The following is a 15,934-nucleotide window of genomic DNA, read 5'->3' on the forward strand; positions in this document are numbered from 1 at the left end:
CGGCATCAATCGGCGCTGACCGTCCGGTCCGCCGGCCCCGTGCCGACGATGCGGACCCACAGGTCCTGCCAAGCCGTCCGCGAGGCGTCACGGGGAGTCTGGAAGGTCTCCACCGGACCCGCCAGCCTCCCCGCCGGGTCGACGACGGCCCGGATGCCCCAGAAGCCGAGCGATGAGACACCCGGCATGCCGTAGCGATGGTCGAGCGCCTGGACCAGAGTGTTCCCGGATTCCAGCGGCTGTTCGCGCCAGATGAGATTGTCCATCGAGAACCAGCGGAAGACCTCGGCCTCCGGAGTCGCCGCGACCGCCGCGATGGCCGGCGAGCGCTGCCGCTCGAACCGCTCCCACTGGATCTTCCCGTCGCTCAGCACGGAGTGGAAGCCGACCAGCACCGCGTCCGGCGTTTCCGCCACCACCCGGCGCAGCACCGGCTGGAACAGGGTCGGGTAGGCCGTCACTTCCGTGGTCACGCCGACCTGGGCCTTGGCAAGCGCCTCGACGCGGTCGTTGATGGCCCAACCGCCGAGCGTGTAGGCCGTCACCAGGATCAGCGCCGCGCCCGCGATGTCCTGCGCCAGGGCCGCCCGCTTGCGGAGCGCGACGCCGGCCACCAGCGAGACCAGCAGGATCAGGCTGTAGATCGGGTCGATGATCGGCATCGCGTTGATCGCGAAGCGCGTGGTGGTGAGCGGGTAGAGCCACTGCGTGCCGTAGGACGTGAAGACGTCGATCACCGGGTGGGTCATCAGCGCCAGGATGGCCAGCCAGATCCAGGCGCGCCGCGCCTCGCCGTCGCCGGACGGGCTGTCCGGGCCATGGCGCCGGCGCTGCCAGCGCCAGACCAGCCAGCCGAGCAGAAGCCCGGCAACCGGGCCGAACAGGATCGAATGGGTCAGGCCGCGGTGATGGACCCAGTTGGCGAAGGGGCCGCCGATCCAGCCGGCGGCGACGTCGAGGTCGGGGATCAGCGCGATGCCCGCGCCGACGGCCAGCGCGCGGCGGCCCAGCCGGCGGCGGAAGCCGGCCTGCGCGACCGTGGCCCCGAGAAGCATTTGGGTGACGGTGTCCATGGTCCCTGGTGATGTGGTGATGCGCTGGCGTCAGGCGCCGGGGGCGACCGCCAGCATCCTCTTCAACGCGCCGGAGATCTCCTCGACGCGCACCGGCTTGGGCATGATCGCGATGGGCTCCGGGAAACTCACCTTCAGCTTCTCGGAAACCTCGCCGGTGGCGTAGCCGCTGACCACCACGACGGGCAGGCCGGGCTCCTCGCTCCGCAGATTGCGGATCAGCTCGTCGCCGGCCATCACCGGCATTTTGAGGTCGGTGACCAGGGCGTCGAAGGAATCGTCCCGCCAGATGTCCAGGGCCTCCTGGCCATTGAAGGCCGTGGTGACCCGGAACCCCTCGTCCATCAGGCCATGCTCCAGCGCCATGATCGCGATGGCTTCATCGTCGACCAGCAGGATGTGGCGGGGTTCGGTCATGGCGGATCACCGTACAGAGTAAACACAGTCCTGGGTGCGGGACGATGCGGTCCAGCTCCAGGTACGATTGTAACCGGCGACGCGATGAAAAACAAAGCTGAACGGGCTATGGTTGTTTCTTCGGCCATTTTGGGGGCCTCTACCCCTTGTTCGTTCGGCGGGGATGTGTGCATTCTTCCTGCTGCGAACCGGCAGGGCGGCGCCGGGCGAAGCCTTCACCAATGGAAGACCTGCGACCTTGAAAATCGGCCTGAGGACGATGCTGATTGCGTGCCTGGGGGGTGTCGGGCTGGCCTTCACGGCCGGCACGGCCGCGATTCTGCAGGTCGAAGCCGGCGAGCGGCTGCAGCGCGTGATCGGCGAGCAACTGCACCTCTACGCCGGGCAGGTAGCCGACAAGCTCGACCGCGGCATGTTCGAGCGCTACCGCGACCTTCTCGTCGTGACGAGCCTTGAGACGATCCGCGCGACCGAAACGTCGCGCGATTCACGGCGCGCCGTCCTCCAGAAGCTTCAGGACAGCTATCCGGACTATGCCTGGATCGGCTTCATCCGGCCGACCGGCCTTCTGGAGGCGGCGACGGGCCGTGTCTATGAAGGCATGGACGTGAGCGCGCGCGGATGGTGGAAGCAGGGGTTCGACCGGCCCTACGTCGGCGATGTGCACGACGCGGTGGTTCTGGGCAAGCTTCTCTACGCCAACCGGATGGAGGTTCCGCGTTTCGTCGATCTGGCGGCACCGGTGCGCGACGAGCAAGGGACGCTGACCGGCGTGGTCGCCGCCCATCTGAGCTGGGACTGGGCGTCGGAGGTCGAACGCTCGGTGCTCGGCCAGATTTCCGAGGATGCCGCGGTCGAGGCGATGATCCTCGCCGCCGACGGCACGGTGATTCTCGGACCCAAACCCCTGGTGGGCAAGCCGCTGGCCTTCGCGTCGACGCCAGAGCGGCGCGCCTGGGTCGAATCCTGGCCGGACGGGCGCCGCTTCCTGACGAGCGTGGCGCGGACGAAGGGCTACCGGGATTATCCCGGGTTGGGGTGGAGCGTCGTGCTCCGCCAGCCGGTCGATCAGGCGATGGCGCCGGTCGCCGAGCTGCGGAACCGGGTGATCGCGTGGGGAATCGGCGCCAGCCTGCTGGCGGTCCTGGTCGGTCACGTCCTGGCGACGTGGCTGTCGGCGCCCCTGCGCGCCATGTCCAGGGCCGTCGAGGCCGCGGGCGCGGACGGCGCGATGCCAGAGCTGCCTCTGACCGGCCGCTACACGGAGGCGGCCACGCTGTCCGGGGCGCTGCACACCTATGTGAGCGACCTGCAGGAGGCGGATCGGCGGCTCCGCGGCACCGTTGCCGAAAAGACCATCCTGCTTCGCGAGGTCCACCACCGCGTGAAGAACAACCTGCAGGTGATCTACGGGTTGATGATGGTGGAGATGCGCCGCCTGCCCAAGGGGGACCTGTCGCGGGGCCGCATCGAGGCGCTGGCCGGGCGCGTGACCTCGATGGGGCGCCTGCACGAGCAGCTCTACACCTCCGGCGACCTGATGAACGTCGATTTCGGAGCGCACCTGCGCCAGCTCTGCGACGCCCTTCAGGAGCTTCTCCCGAACGAGGCGATCACCATCCAGGCCGATGCGGACGACGTGGCCTGCTCCATCGAACTCGCGACGCCGCTCGGCCTGATCGCCAACGAACTCGTCGTCAACGCCCTGAAGCACGCCTTCCCGGAGGGGAGGAGCGGAACGGTGACGGTCCGGCTGCGGCAGGCGGGCGATCGTCTGACGATGACCGTGGCCGACGACGGCGTCGGCTGCCCGGACATGCCGCCCAAGGGGGGAATCGGCACGACGCTCGTCGACGCGCTTGTCCGGCAGGTCGGCGGCACCATATCTTTCGAAGCCCGACCGGGCTGCGCCGCCACGGTCAGCGTTCCGTTCACCGCCGATGCGAGCCGCCCCGTCGCCGTTCACGCGTGAAGGGGATCACAGCATCCTGTACGGGCCCAATTCTCTTCCGGAAATCCAGGTGCCGCCGGTCAGTATTCGCTTGTAAAAGCCGACGGGTCGCCCCATCTGGAACAGATCAAAGTTGTTTCGGGGCATGTCGTTCTCCGCCCCGGCCATCCGCTCTGGGTCTCTTTTCCCGAAGTGAATTTGATCCTTGCCCAATGTCGGGCGGGGCAACACCAGCAAGGGAACAGGCCCATGGCTATCGGCACCGTGAAATGGTTCAACTCCACCAAGGGTTACGGCTTCATCCAGCCGGATGATGGTTCGGCGGACGTCTTCGTCCATATTTCCGCCGTTGACCGCTCCGGCATCGGTCCCCTCAACGAAGGGCAGAAGCTGTCCTTCGAGGCCGTCCGCGACCCGCGGCGGGACAAGGTCTCGGCCGAGGACCTGCGCGCGCTCTGAGCGCCGCGGACCTCCGGCTTTCAACACAGGACAACAGCCGCCGGCGGGCATCGCCCGCGTCGGCGCAAGGATTCGCATGACCATCAAGCTTCCTTCGACCGGGGCGGCCCAGGCCGCCCAGCCTCAGCATCAGCGGCCCGCTCCCGTGGCCGAGCCGGCGTGGGCGCCGGGCTGGCCCCGCCTCACTCCGCGCGAGATTCGCCAGATCGTTCTCGATACCATGGGTTGAGACCATGGGTTGAGTTCGGGTCGGGCTTGAACCCCACCCGTACGGAAAACCCTTTCCCCAGAATCAACCGGGAGGACAGCCGCCCTATGCTCGTTCAGGTCCGCGACAACGACGTGGGGGGCGCCCTGCGCGTTCTGAAAAGAAAAATGCAGCGCGAAGGGCTTTTTCGTGAGATGAAGCTGCATCGGCGTTACGAAAAGCCCTCGGAGCGCCGGGCACGGCAGGCGGCGGAATCGGTCCGGCGGCGGCGGAAGCTGCTGCGCAAGCGCTTGCTGCGTGAAGGCTATTGACCAGGGCTATTGACCGTGGCCACCGATGCCTTAATTTGAGGGACGGCGTCAGGGCCGTCAGCACCCATTCCGGTTCCTCGCCGGACAGACCGTTGGAGACAGGACATAGCTAAACTCTACGATGCGGACCCGGTCCGCGAAGGCCCGCGCATCAATCGGGAAATCACGGCACGCACGGTGCGCCTCGTCGGTGCCAACGGTGAGATGATCGGCGTGGTCTCGCTGCGCGACGCGTTCGACGCTGCGGTCGAGGCCGAACTCGACCTCGTCGAGGTGGCCCCCCAGGCGGAGCCGCCGGTCTGCAAGATCCTCGACTACGGCCGGTTCCGGTTCGAGGAGCAGAAGAAGGCCAACGAGGCCCGCAAGAAGCAGAAGATCATCGAGATCAAGGAGCTGAAGCTCCGGCCGAACATCGATGACCACGATTACGACGTGAAGATGCGGGCCGCTCGGCGCTTCCTCGAAGAGGGCGACAAGGTCAAGATGACCATGCGGTTCCGCGGGCGCGAGATGGCGCACCAGGATCTGGGCATGAACGTGCTGATCCGCGTGCGCGACCAGTTCGAGGACATCGCCAAGGTCGAGCAGATGCCCCGGATGGAAGGGCGCATGATGGTCATGGTCATCGCGCCGCGCTGACCGACAACGGACCAGCTGGCGCGTTTGACGGCAAGGGGACCGCCCTCTGTGGGGCGGTCCCCTTGCGTTTTCGGCCATGCCTTCCCAGCCGCCCTTCTCAGCCGCGGATGGTCGCTTCAAGGCCATTTCCACGTCAACACTCGCACTTTTCATCGGCACCGCTGAACCCAATCGCCGCGGCCCTGTTTAGAAGGCACGGTTGAACGGGAGCCCCCTCGATGCTGCGCCTTCGCCACGGCCTCGCCGTTTCGTGTCTGCTCGCCCTTCTCCTTTCGGGCGGGGTCCTGGCCCAGCAGCCCGCCAACACGCCGCCCCCCACGGTCACCACCGAGGTGGTGCGCGAACGGGACGTCACCCCGACCAGCGAGTTCATCGGCCGCGTCCAGGCGATCCAGGACTTCGAAGCCCGCGCCCGCGTCGAGGGCTACATCGAGCAGGTGGCCTTCCAGGAAGGCCAGAACGTCACCAAGGACACCCTCCTCTACGTCATCGAGCAGGCCCCCTACCAGGCCGCAGTGGACAGCGCCAAGGCCGACCTCGCCCGCGCCCAGGCGACTCTGCGCGAGGCCCAGCGCGCCTTCCAGCGCGCGCAGGAGCTGCGGACCCGCGGCAACATCTCCCAGGCCGACGTCGATCAGGCCCAGGCGGGGCAGGAGACGGCGGAAGCCGACATCATGCAGACGCAGGCCAAGCTGCGGCAGGCGGAGCTGAACCTCGGCTACACGCGCATCGCCTCGCCCATCGATGGGCGCATCGGCGCCACCGCGATGACCGTGGGGGACCTCGTCAACCCGTCCAGCGGGCCGCTCGCCACGGTCGTCCAGCTCGACCCCATCCGCGTCGTCTTCTCGGTCAGCGATCGCGACGTCCTCGAGGTGCAGCGCGCGTCCCCCGACCTCGCCTCCAACGAGGCGGTGAACCGCTTCGTCCCGGCCCTGCGGCTGGCCGACGGCTCCGAATACGGGCAGAAGGGCAAGGTTGCCTTCGCGAGCAACCGCATCGACCCGCAGACCGGAACCATCCCCGTCTACGCCGACTTCGCGAATCCCAAGGGATTTCTGCTGCCCGGCCAGTATGTGACCGTGCTGATCCGCCCGGCGCAGACCGAGCGGCAGCCGGTGGTGCCGGTGTCGGCCATCCAGCAGGACCAGCAGGGCAGCTACGTCCTGGTGCTCGACCAGGAGAACCGGGCGCAGCGCCGCCCGATCGAGCCCGGACCGCAGCTCGATCAGGTGATCGCCGTGCCCAAGGGCGTGCAATCCGGCGAGACCGTCATCATCGGCGGCGCCCAGAAGGTCCGCCCCGGCATGGTCGTGCAGCCCGAGAGAGCCCCCCAGACCGCCGAACAGCCGCGAGGATAAGAGCCCATGTTCTCCGGCCTGTTCATCCGGCGCCCGAACCTTGCCATCGTCATCGCGCTGGTCGTGACCATCGCGGGCGCGCTGGCCATCCTGGCCATCCCGGTGGCGCAGTTCCCGCCGATCACGCCGCCCTCGGTGCAGGTCTCCGCCAGCTATCCCGGCGCCAACGCCCAGGTCGTCGCCGACAGCGTCGCCGCCCCGATCGAGGCGCAGGTGAACGGCGTGGAGGGCATGCTCTACATGTCCTCCACCAGCACCGACACCGGCGCCTACACGCTGTCGGTCACCTTCGCGCAGGGCACCGACCCGGATCTGGCCCAGATCAATGTGCAGAACCGCCTGTCGCTCGCCACGCCGACGCTGCCGGCGGAGGTGTCGCGCCAGGGCGTCACGGTGCGCAAGCAGTCGTCCAACATGCTGATGGCCGTCAACGTCTTCTCGCCCGGCGGCCAGTTCGACCCGATCTTCATCTCCAACTACGCCAGCATCAACCTGCGCGACGCCATCGCGCGGGTGCCCGGCGTCGGCGACGCCCAGGTGATGGGCGCGCTGACCTACGCCATGCGCGTCTGGATGGACCCCAACCGCATGACGGCGCTGGGCATCACCGCGGCGGACGTGGTCGCGGCGATCCAGAACCAGAATCTCCAGGCCTCGGCCGGGCAGATCGGCGCCCCGCCGGTTCCCGACGGCCAGCAGCAGCAGCTGACCATCCTCGCCCGCGGCCGGCTGGACGACCCCAAGCAGTTCGCCGGCATCATCGTGCGCACCAACCCGAACGGCGGCGTGGTGCGGCTGGGCGACATCGGGCGGGTGGAGCTGGGGGCGCAGAGCTACAGCTCCACCGCCAAGCTGGACGGCGACCCGGCGGCGACCCTGGTCGTCTACCAGTCGCCGGACGCCAACGCGCTGGACGTCGCCAAGGCGGTGCGGGCCGAGCTGGAGCGGCTGTCCGGCCGCTTCCCGGAGGGGCTGGACTACGCCGTCGTCTTCGACACCACCAGCTTCGTCAGCGCGACGATCGAGGAGATCGTGCTGACGCTGGGCATCACCTTCCTGCTGGTGGTGGTGGTCATCTACGTCTTCCTGCAGGACTGGCGGGCGACGATGATCCCGACCCTGGCGATCCCGGTGTCGATCATCGGCGTCTTCGCCGTGCTGCTGGCGCTGGGCTACAGCGCCAACACCATCACGCTGTTCGCGCTGGTGCTGGCGATCGGGCTGGTCGTCGACGACGCCATCGTGGTGGTCGAGAATGTCCGCCGCGTCATGGAGGAGCATCCCGACCAGCCCGCCCCCTCGGCCAGCCGCATCGCCATGGAGCAGGTGACCGGCGCCATCGTCGCCTCCACCCTGGTGCTGGCCGCGGTGTTCGTTCCGGTGGCCTTCCTTCCGGGCATCACCGGCCAGCTCTACCGCCAGTTCGCGGTCACCATCACCACGTCCTTCCTGATTTCCGGCATGGTGTCGCTGACGCTGACCCCGGCGCTGTGCGGCCTCCTGCTGCGCCCGCCGACCCCGCCCTGGCGCCCGCTGGCCGCCTTCAACCGGGGGCTGGACGGGGTGCGCGACCGTTACAGCGGCCTCGTCGGCTGGCTGTCGCGCAAACTGGTGATCGGGATCGCCGCCTTCGCCCTGCTGACCGCCGGGGCCTTCCTGCTGCTGCGCGGCCTGCCCACCGCCTTCCTGCCGTCCGAGGATCAGGGATACTTCTTCGTCAACGTCCAGTTGCCGAGTGCCGCGTCGCTGAGCCGGACGGAAGCGGTGATGAACGACGTCAACGAGCGGCTGCGCGCGACGCCGGGGGTCGCCCATGTGATCTCCATCGCCGGCTACAGCATCCTCAGCGGGGCGGCTTCCAACGTCGGTCTGCAGATCGTCGTGCTGAAGCCCTGGGGGGAGCGGGGGGCCGACGAGACGGTGGACGCGCTGCTGGGCCGGCTGAGGCCGCAGCTCGCCGCGGTGCCGCAGGCGACCATCGCCGCCTTCAACCCGCCCTCCATCCCCAGTCTCGGCAGCACCGGCGGCTTCCAGCTCCAGGTGCAGGCGCTGGGCGGCCAGTCCGCGCAGCAGCTGGGCGCGGTGCTGCGCGGATTGCTGGTCGCCGCCAACCAGGACGCGCGGCTGTCGGCCGTCTTCAGCACCTTCAGCCCGGACGTGCCGCATCTCTTCATCGACCTCGACCGCACCAAGGCGGCGTTGCTCGGCGTCTCGCCGGGCGACGTCTTCACCACGCTTCAGGCCCATCTCGGGTCGCAGTACGTCAACGACTTCAACCTCTACGGCCGGGTCTTCCAGGTCCAGGTGCAGGACGCCGCGGAGCACCGGGACGAGGTGGCGGCCATCGACCAGCTCTATGTGCGGAGTTCGTCGGGGGACATGGTGCCGCTGCGCAGCATCGTGAGCATCCGCAACACGCTGGCCCCCGACAGCTTGGTCCGCTACGACCAGTTCCTCTCCGCCTCGGTCAACGGGAACCCGGCCCCCGGCGGCAGTTCCGGCCGGGCGCTGGCGGCGATGCAGGAGGTGGCGGACCGCACCCTGCCGGCGGGCTACGCCACGGAATGGACCGGCCTGTCCTATCAGGAAAGCCGCATCGGCAACCAGACGATCATCATCTTCGGGCTGGCGGTGCTGTTCGGCTATCTGTTCCTGGTGGCGCAGTACGAGAACTGGCTGATCCCGCTGGCCGTGCTGCTGTCCGTCGCCATCGCGGTGCTGGGGGCCGGCATCGGCCTGAGCGTCGCCGGCATCGCCAACGACGTCTATGCGCAGATCGGCCTTGTCCTGCTGGTCGGCCTTGCCGCCAAGAACGCCATCCTGATCGTCGAGTTCGCGCGGGAGCAGCGCGCCGCCGGCCACTCCATCATCGATTCCGCAATGATGGGCGCCCGCCAGCGCTTCCGCGCGGTGCTGATGACGGCGCTGGCCTTCATCCTGGGGGCGGTGCCGCTGCTCGTTGCCACCGGCGCCGGCGCGGCGAGCCGGCGGTCAATCGGCACGACGGTCTTCAGCGGCATGACCGCGGCGACGCTGATCGGAATCATCTTCGTGCCGGTCCTGTTCGTCGCCTTCCAGCGCCTGACCGAACGGCTCGTCCCGCACCGCGATCCGACGGACGTCCCGGCAAAGACATCTCCGGCGGAATGACCCGGTCCCGCCCCTGTTGGTCATCGGACACATCCATGGACCCGGGAGGCACGGACATCATGACCAGGAGAGGAAGGGACCTCTGGTCCACAAGCGGCCTGATCGCCTTCGCCAGCGGTGCCGCCGTGGCGATCCTCGCCAGCCGTCTTCTGCCGCCGGTGGTCGCCCAGGCTACCGGAACGACGATGGCCCGCGACCCGTTCGACGCCCTGGCAAACGACCACCGCCACATCCTGGCGCTGCTCGACGCGATGGAGCGGACCCACACCGGCGAGACCTTCCAGCGGACGCAGCTCCTGCTCCGTCTCAAGCGCCGCCTCGCCGCGCACGCCATGGCCGAGGAGGACGTCGTCTACCCCCTGCTGCACGACCATGCGCATCAAGAGGCGGACGCCCGGCACCTTTACAGCGAACACGCCGACATGAAGATGCACCTGTTCGCCCTTGAGCAGATGCCCAAGGACGATCCCGCGTGGCGTCGGCGCGTCGTCGCGCTGAAGGAGCTGATCGCGGAACATGTCCGGCAGGAGGAGGAGGTCGATTTCCCCAAGCTGCGCGACGCGCTGGACCGGCGGGAGACTGCCCAGCTGTCGGGCCATGTGCGGCGGGAGAAGGCCCTGCTGCTGTAGCGTCGCGATCCGGCTACGCGTCGGAGTACGCGGTGATGCCGTGCTTGCGCAGCTTTGCGTAGAGGTTGGTGCGCGACAGGCCGAGGCTCCGCGCGGCTTCGAGCTTGTTGCCCTGCGCCTCCTCAAGCGCGGCGAGGATGAGCGAGCGTTCCAGCTCGTCCATGCTGTCGGCGAGCGGGCGCTTGCGCGCCAGCGGGGCGGGGGGCCGGACGGCGGTGCCGGGGAGGATGTCGGCGAAGTCCCCGGCCAGAATGCGCTCCCCGTCGGTGCGCACATAGACCTGCTCGATGACGTTGGCCAGTTCGCGGACGTTGCCCGGCCAGTCGTGCCCGCGCAGCGCGTCGAGCGCCCCAGGGGTGAGGTCGCGCATCGGCTGGTCGAGGCTGACCGCCATCCGTTCCGAGAACAGCGACGCGAGGATTTCCAGATCCTCCTTGTGGTCGCGCAGCGCCGGAAGCTGGATCGGGAAGACGTTGAGCCGGTAATAGAGGTCCGAGCGGAAGGTGCCGTTCCGCATCATCTCCGGCAGCGGCCGGCTGGTGGCGGCGATGATGCGGACATCGACCTTGATGACCTGATTGGAGCCGAGCGGCTCGACCTCGCGCTCCTGAAGCACGCGCAGCAGCTTGGCCTGAAGCGGCAGCGGCATGTCGCCGATCTCGTCGAGGAACAGCGTGCCGCCGTGCGCGAGCTGGAATTTTCCGGGCCGCGGCTGGCGCCCCGCGCCGGTGTAGGCGCCCGGCGCCACGCCGAAGAACTCCGCCTCCAGCAGATTCTCGGGGACCGCCGCGACATTGACGCCGACGAAGGGGCGGTCGGCCCGGTCCGAGGCGGCGTGGATCGCCTGCGCGACCAGCTCCTTTCCGGTCCCCGTCTCGCCCAGCACCAGCACCGCCGAGTTGATCTGGCCCGCCTTGCGCACCAGCCGCTTCACCTGGAGCATCGCCGGGCTGAAGCCGACGAGGTTCTCGACCGAGTATTTCGGCGCCCGGCTGGCGGCGAGTTCCTGTTCCATCCGCGCGAGCCGCGATTGCAGCTTGTTGAAGCGCTCGGCGATGGGGCGCAGGTAGGTCAGGCTGTTCTTCAGGGCGAAGGCGAGGGCGCCGATGATCTCGCCCTGCTCGTCGCGCAGGGGCAGGCGGCTGACCAGCAGCGTGTGCTCGCCATAGCGCATGATGTCGAGCGGGTAGGAACGGCCGGTCTCCACCACGTCGCGCATCTGGCTGTGCGGGATGACCCGTTCGACGGGTTGCCCCACCACCTCGGTCAGGGAGCGGATGCCCAGCAGCGCCTTGCGCTTGTCATCGAACCAGACGTGCTTATCATTGGACCAGACGATCCGCGCGTCCTTGTCGACGAGAATGGCGCCGTCGATCATCTCGTCGATCATCACCATCAGGGCGCGCGCCGCCGCGAAATGCTCGTCTGGTCCCGCCGTCATGGCCCGCCTCCCGCCGCGTCGATTCTGTTAATATTCTGAACACTGTTTGTCAAAATTCAGCACACGACGGAAGCCCCGATATCGAGGGCGCCGACGGAAGAGGGCGCGAATCTTCAGGCAATCCGCCCGCTTGGCTCACCCATCCCCGGCCATGGCAACGCCTTCCATCATTGGCACGCCCCTTGCTTTGATTGCACCAAGAAAATATGGGTGCGGCGAACAATCGGCCGAACGGCCGTCGCGGCGGCGCTCAGGCAGGGAGGGAAGCACGAGGGCATGACGCAGCAGCGTGTTGGAATCATCGGTGCCGGGCTGATGGGGCATGGGATCGCCCAGGCGTTCGCCGTCGCCGGGCACCCCGTCGCCATCCAGGAGCCCGATCCCGGCCGGCGGGCCGGCATCGTCGGGCGGGTCCGCGGCAACCTTGAAACTCTGGGAATGGACGGCAGCGCCGCGGAGCGGATCCGGCCCTGCGACTCCCTGGAGGACGCCGTCGGCGACGCGGACGTCGTCATCGAAGCGGTTCCGGAGGATCTGCCCCTCAAGCAGCGGATCTTCCTGGCGGTCGAGGCTGCCGCTCCGCCCCATGCGCTGCTGGCGAGCAACACGTCGGTGATCCCGATCACCCGAATCATGGAGCCGCTCCGCGACAAGTCCCGCGCCTTGGGCACCCATTGGTGGAACCCGCCGTACCAGATCCCGCTCGTCGAGGTCATCCAGACCGCCGACACGGCCGACGCGGCGGTCGCCGCGATGATCGGGCTGCTGGCCGCCATCGGCAAGACGCCGGTGCATGTCCGCAAGGACGTTCCCGGCTTCATCGGCAACCGGTTGCAGCACGCGCTCTGGCGCGAGGCCATCGCGCTGGTCCAGAACGGCGTGTGCGACGCCGAGACGGTGGACGCCGTGGTCAAGGCCAGCTTCGGCCGCCGCCTCGCCGTGCTGGGGCCGCTGGAGAACGCCGACCTCGTCGGCACCGACCTGACCCTGGCGGTGCATGAGCATGTCCTGCCCGACCTCGACCGGACGCCGGAACCGTTGCCCCTGCTGCGCGACCTCGTCGCGTCCGGGCGGCTGGGCATGAAATCCGGCGCCGGTTTCCGGAGCTGGACGGAGGCGCAGCGGACCGAGACCCACGCCCGTCTGGCGGCGCACCTCCAACGGCTGGACGGCGTCGAGCGCGGGTGACCGCGCGCCGTTCACCGCCCCCTTTCCTTTCGAATTGAACCCACACAGGGAACGTTCCATGGCCGCTCCACAGAAGGCAGCACAGAAGAAGGTCATCATCAGCTGCGCGTTGACGGGGTCGATCCACACCCCGACCATGTCGGACGCGCTGCCGGTGACCCCCGATGAGATCGTCGAGCAGGGCGTCGGCGCCGCCGAGGCCGGTGCCGCGATCCTCCACCTGCACGCCCGCGACCCCCGCACCGGGCAGCCGACGCCGGACCGGGCGGTGTTCATGCAGTTCCTGCCGCGCCTCAAGCAGTCCACCGACGCGGTGCTCAACATCACCACCGGCGGCTCGCTCAACATGACGGTGCAGGAGCGCCTCGCCGCCCCGCTGCAGGCCCAGCCGGAGATGTGCTCGCTCAACATGGGCTCGATGAACTTCGGCATCTTCCCGCTGGCCGACCGTTACCAGGGCTGGAAGCACGACTGGGAGGAGCCCTATCTGCGCAGCACCGACGACTTCATCTTCCGCAACACCTTCCGCGACATCGCCTACATCCTGGAGCATCTGGGCGAGGGCTGCGGAACGCGCTTCGAATTCGAGTGCTACGATGTCGGGCATCTCTACAACCTCGCCCACTTCGTCGATCGGGGCTTGGTGAAGCCGCCCTTCTTCGTCCAGACGATCTTCGGCATCCTCGGCGGCATCGGCGCGGAGCAGCGCAACCTCGTCTTCATGCGCGAGACCGCCGACCGGCTGTTCGGAAAGGATTACGAATGGTCGGTGCTGGCCGCCGGGCGTCACCAGATTCCCTTCACGACCATGGCCGCGGTCATGGGCGGCAACGTCCGGGTCGGGCTGGAGGACAGCCTGTATCTCAGCAAGGGCCGGCTGGCCCGGAACAGCGCGGAGCAGGTGGCGAAGATCCGCCGGATTCTCGAAGAGCTGTCGCTGGAGGTCGCCACCCCCGCCGAGGCGCGCGCCATGCTCGCCCTGAAGGGCGCCGATCAGGTGGCTTTCTGACCGGCAGGACGCCTCAGACTCCATGACGCCTGAAAGAAGGACAGAGATGCGAAACAGGAACGCTGTCGTCACCGGCTCCACCACCGGCATCGGGCTGGCGACCGCCCGCGAACTCGCCCGCCAGGGCTGCCATGTGATGCTCAACGGCTTCGGCGACCGCGCGGAGATCGACCGGCTGTGCGCGGACATCGCGGCGCAGAGCGGCACGAGGATCGTCTATTCGGGGGCCGATCTCAGCCGGCCGGAGGAGGCCCGCGCGATGATGGCGGAGGCCGCAGCGGCGCTCGGCCCCATCGACATCCTGGTGAACAACGCCGGGGTGCAGCATGTGGCGGCGGTGCACGAGTTCCCCGACGACAAATGGGACCTGCTGCTCGCAGTCAACCTCAGCGCCGCCTTCCACACCATCAAGGCGGCCCTTCCCGCGATGCGGGAGCGCCGCTGGGGGCGCATCGTCAACACGGCGTCGGTCCTCGGCATGGTCGGCGCCCCGCACAAGCCCGCCTATGTCGCGACCAAGCACGGCATCATCGGCCTGACGAAGTCGGTGGCGATCGAGGTGGCCGAACACGGCATCACCTGCAACGCGGTGTGCCCCGGCACGGTGCTGACCCCGATCATCGAGAAGCAGATCGCCCAGCAGGCGCAGGTCACCGGCCTGCCGGAGGAACGGGTTCTCCAGGCGGTGTTCCTCGACCGCATGCCGACCGGCCGGCTGATTCCGCCGGAGGAGGTCGCCGCCGCCATCGCCTTCCTGTGCTCCGACGCCGCCGCGTCGATCACCGGCACGGCGATCCCCGTGGACGGCGGCTATACGACCCACTGACACCCCAACCACCAAGAAAACAACACCCTAGGGAGTGAACCATGCGCAGCACCCGTCTTGCCGGCCTTCTCGCCGGAGTCGCCTTCGCCGCCCTGGCGTCCGGCACGGCCCAGGCCCAGATGTCGGACAACGTCATCAAGATCGGCATGCTGTCCGACCGGTCCGGCATCTACGCCGACATCAACGGCGAGGGCTCGGCGGTGGCGGCACGGCTGGCCGCCGAGGAGTTCGGCAACGCCATCAACGGCACCAAGATCGAGATCATCGTCGGCGACCACCAGAACAAGGCAGACATCGCCGCCAACCTCGCCCGCCAGTGGATCGACGTGGAGAAGGTCGACGTCGTCGCCGATGTGCCGAACTCGGCCGCCGCGCTGGCCGTTCAGGGCATCACCAAGGACAAGAAGCGCATCTTCCTGATGTCCGGCCCCGGCTCCACCGATCTGACGGGCAAGGATTGCAGCCCCTACGGCTTCCTGTGGACTTGGGACAACCACGCGGTGGCGTCCTCCACGGCCCGCGCGCTGGTCGAGCAGGGCAAGAAGAGCTGGTTCTTCATCACCGCCGACTACGCCTTCGGCCATTCGCTGGAAACCGAGGCGGTCAACACCGTCAAGCAGCTCGGCGGCACCATCAAGGGCAGCGTCCGCCATCCGCTGGCAAGCTCGGACTTCTCGTCCTTCCTGCTGCAGGCGCAGGCCTCGGGCGCGGAGGTCGTCGCCTTCGCCAACGCCGGCGGCGACACCATCAACGCGGTCAAGCAGGCGGCCGAGTTCGGCATCCCCCAAGGCGGCCAGACGCTGGCCGGCCTGCTGCTGAACGTCAACGACATCCACGCGCTGGGCCTCGACACCGCGCAGGGGCTGATGCTGGCGAACTCCTTCTACTGGGACATGAACGACGAGACGCGCGCCTGGTCGAAGAAGTTCGAGGAGCGGACCGGGCGCAAGCCGTCGATGAACCAGGCGGGCGTCTATTCGGCGGTCAAGCATTACCTGAAGGCCGTGCAGGAGGCCGGCACCGACGACGCCGACAAGGTCGCCGCCAAGATGCGCGCCACGCCGATCACCGACATGATGATGAAGGACGCGAAGATCGCCGACAACGGCCGGATCTTCAACGACATGTATCTGGCGCAGATCAAGACGCCGGGCGAGTCGAAGGCGGCCTGGGACTATTTCAAGATCCTCAAGACCATTCCCGGGGAGCAGGCCTACATCAACCCGAAGGACAGCGGCTGTCCCCTCGTGAAGTGACGGCCCGACGCGATAA

The 15,934-nt window shown here is 68.2% G+C and carries 14 protein-coding genes; 11 read left to right on the forward strand and 3 right to left on the reverse strand.

Annotated features, from left to right (window positions below):
• Positions 1 to 5: 5 nt before the first annotated feature.
• Both D3869_RS31905 and D3869_RS31910 read right to left on the reverse strand, forming a co-directional pair.
• Positions 6 to 1,073, reverse strand: coding sequence for a metal-dependent hydrolase (locus D3869_RS31905; RefSeq protein WP_137143596.1), 1,068 nt, complete (start codon positions 1,071 to 1,073; stop codon positions 6 to 8).
• A 30-nt stretch (positions 1,074 to 1,103) separates the two neighbouring features.
• Positions 1,104 to 1,490, reverse strand: a complete 387-nt coding sequence (locus tag D3869_RS31910) for a response regulator (protein WP_137143597.1) — start codon at positions 1,488 to 1,490, stop codon at positions 1,104 to 1,106.
• Positions 1,491 to 1,749: 259 nt separating this feature from the next.
• Here D3869_RS31910 and D3869_RS31915 point away from each other — a divergent pair, with 259 nt between their 5' ends.
• From D3869_RS31915 to D3869_RS31945, 7 genes are all read left to right on the forward strand, one after another.
• Positions 1,750 to 3,462, forward strand: coding sequence for a sensor histidine kinase (locus D3869_RS31915; protein ID WP_247896090.1), 1,713 nt, complete (start codon positions 1,750 to 1,752; stop codon positions 3,460 to 3,462).
• Between the two features lie 228 nt (positions 3,463 to 3,690).
• Positions 3,691 to 3,900, forward strand: a complete 210-nt coding sequence (locus D3869_RS31920; protein ID WP_137143599.1) for a cold-shock protein — start codon at positions 3,691 to 3,693, stop codon at positions 3,898 to 3,900.
• Positions 3,901 to 4,215: 315 nt separating this feature from the next.
• Positions 4,216 to 4,419: a 30S ribosomal protein S21 gene (rpsU, locus tag D3869_RS31925; RefSeq protein WP_035673681.1), complete on the forward strand. Its 204-nt coding sequence runs from the start codon at positions 4,216 to 4,218 to the stop codon at positions 4,417 to 4,419.
• Between the two features lie 105 nt (positions 4,420 to 4,524).
• Complete coding sequence (gene infC, locus D3869_RS31930; protein WP_035673684.1) at positions 4,525 to 5,058, forward strand: translation initiation factor IF-3; 534 nt, start codon at positions 4,525 to 4,527, stop codon at positions 5,056 to 5,058.
• Between the two features lie 218 nt (positions 5,059 to 5,276).
• Positions 5,277 to 6,419 carry an efflux RND transporter periplasmic adaptor subunit gene (locus tag D3869_RS31935; RefSeq protein ID WP_137143600.1) on the forward strand — a complete coding sequence of 381 codons (1,143 nt, stop codon included), beginning with the start codon at positions 5,277 to 5,279 and terminating at the stop codon, positions 6,417 to 6,419.
• A 6-nt stretch (positions 6,420 to 6,425) separates the two neighbouring features.
• On the forward strand, positions 6,426 to 9,569 hold the full coding sequence (locus tag D3869_RS31940) for an efflux RND transporter permease subunit (protein ID WP_137143601.1): 3,144 nt from the start codon (positions 6,426 to 6,428) through the stop codon (positions 9,567 to 9,569).
• 59 nt (positions 9,570 to 9,628) lie between these two features.
• Positions 9,629 to 10,198 (forward strand): hemerythrin domain-containing protein, encoded by a 570-nt coding sequence (locus tag D3869_RS31945; protein WP_247896091.1) that lies wholly within the window; start codon positions 9,629 to 9,631, stop codon positions 10,196 to 10,198.
• A 13-nt stretch (positions 10,199 to 10,211) separates the two neighbouring features.
• Here D3869_RS31945 and D3869_RS31950 read toward each other — a convergent pair whose 3' ends face one another.
• Entirely contained in the window at positions 10,212 to 11,639 is a 1,428-nt protein-coding gene (locus D3869_RS31950; RefSeq protein WP_137143603.1) for a sigma-54 interaction domain-containing protein, read from the reverse strand.
• Between the two features lie 276 nt (positions 11,640 to 11,915).
• On the opposite strand from D3869_RS31950, the gene D3869_RS31955 reads away from it, so the two are divergent.
• Genes D3869_RS31955 through D3869_RS31970 form a run of 4 tightly spaced genes read left to right on the forward strand, consistent with a single transcriptional unit; the run spans position 11,916 to position 15,918 of the window.
• Complete coding sequence (locus D3869_RS31955) at positions 11,916 to 12,827, forward strand: 3-hydroxyacyl-CoA dehydrogenase family protein (RefSeq protein WP_137143604.1); 912 nt, start codon at positions 11,916 to 11,918, stop codon at positions 12,825 to 12,827.
• 58 nt (positions 12,828 to 12,885) lie between these two features.
• Positions 12,886 to 13,836 (forward strand): 3-keto-5-aminohexanoate cleavage protein, encoded by a 951-nt coding sequence (locus tag D3869_RS31960; protein ID WP_137143605.1) that lies wholly within the window; start codon positions 12,886 to 12,888, stop codon positions 13,834 to 13,836.
• A gap of 46 nt (positions 13,837 to 13,882) precedes the next feature.
• Positions 13,883 to 14,662, forward strand: a complete 780-nt coding sequence (locus D3869_RS31965) for a 3-hydroxybutyrate dehydrogenase (protein WP_094303810.1) — start codon at positions 13,883 to 13,885, stop codon at positions 14,660 to 14,662.
• Between the two features lie 41 nt (positions 14,663 to 14,703).
• Positions 14,704 to 15,918 (forward strand): ABC transporter substrate-binding protein, encoded by a 1,215-nt coding sequence (locus tag D3869_RS31970; RefSeq protein ID WP_137143606.1) that lies wholly within the window; start codon positions 14,704 to 14,706, stop codon positions 15,916 to 15,918.
• Positions 15,919 to 15,934: the final 16 nt, after the last annotated feature.

Source organism: Azospirillum brasilense (assembly GCF_005222205.1).
Lineage (GTDB): Bacteria > Pseudomonadota > Alphaproteobacteria > Azospirillales > Azospirillaceae > Azospirillum > Azospirillum brasilense_G.

Bases quoted from the DNA above. Each gene is read 5' to 3' on its own strand.
- D3869_RS31905 (WP_137143596.1), bottom strand. From the start codon at position 1,073: ATGGACACCGTCACCCAAATGCTTCTCGGGGCCACGGTCGCGCAGGCC.
- D3869_RS31910 (WP_137143597.1), bottom strand. From the start codon at position 1,490: ATGACCGAACCCCGCCACATCCTGCTGGTCGACGATGAAGCCATCGCG.
- D3869_RS31915 (WP_247896090.1), top strand. From the start codon at position 1,750: ATGCTGATTGCGTGCCTGGGGGGTGTCGGGCTGGCCTTCACGGCCGGC.
- D3869_RS31920 (WP_137143599.1), top strand. From the start codon at position 3,691: ATGGCTATCGGCACCGTGAAATGGTTCAACTCCACCAAGGGTTACGGC.
- rpsU (WP_035673681.1), top strand. From the start codon at position 4,216: ATGCTCGTTCAGGTCCGCGACAACGACGTGGGGGGCGCCCTGCGCGTT.
- D3869_RS31935 (WP_137143600.1), top strand. From the start codon at position 5,277: ATGCTGCGCCTTCGCCACGGCCTCGCCGTTTCGTGTCTGCTCGCCCTT.
- D3869_RS31940 (WP_137143601.1), top strand. From the start codon at position 6,426: ATGTTCTCCGGCCTGTTCATCCGGCGCCCGAACCTTGCCATCGTCATC.
- D3869_RS31945 (WP_247896091.1), top strand. From the start codon at position 9,629: ATGACCAGGAGAGGAAGGGACCTCTGGTCCACAAGCGGCCTGATCGCC.
- D3869_RS31950 (WP_137143603.1), bottom strand. From the start codon at position 11,639: ATGACGGCGGGACCAGACGAGCATTTCGCGGCGGCGCGCGCCCTGATG.
- D3869_RS31955 (WP_137143604.1), top strand. From the start codon at position 11,916: ATGACGCAGCAGCGTGTTGGAATCATCGGTGCCGGGCTGATGGGGCAT.
- D3869_RS31960 (WP_137143605.1), top strand. From the start codon at position 12,886: ATGGCCGCTCCACAGAAGGCAGCACAGAAGAAGGTCATCATCAGCTGC.
- D3869_RS31965 (WP_094303810.1), top strand. From the start codon at position 13,883: ATGCGAAACAGGAACGCTGTCGTCACCGGCTCCACCACCGGCATCGGG.
- D3869_RS31970 (WP_137143606.1), top strand. From the start codon at position 14,704: ATGCGCAGCACCCGTCTTGCCGGCCTTCTCGCCGGAGTCGCCTTCGCC.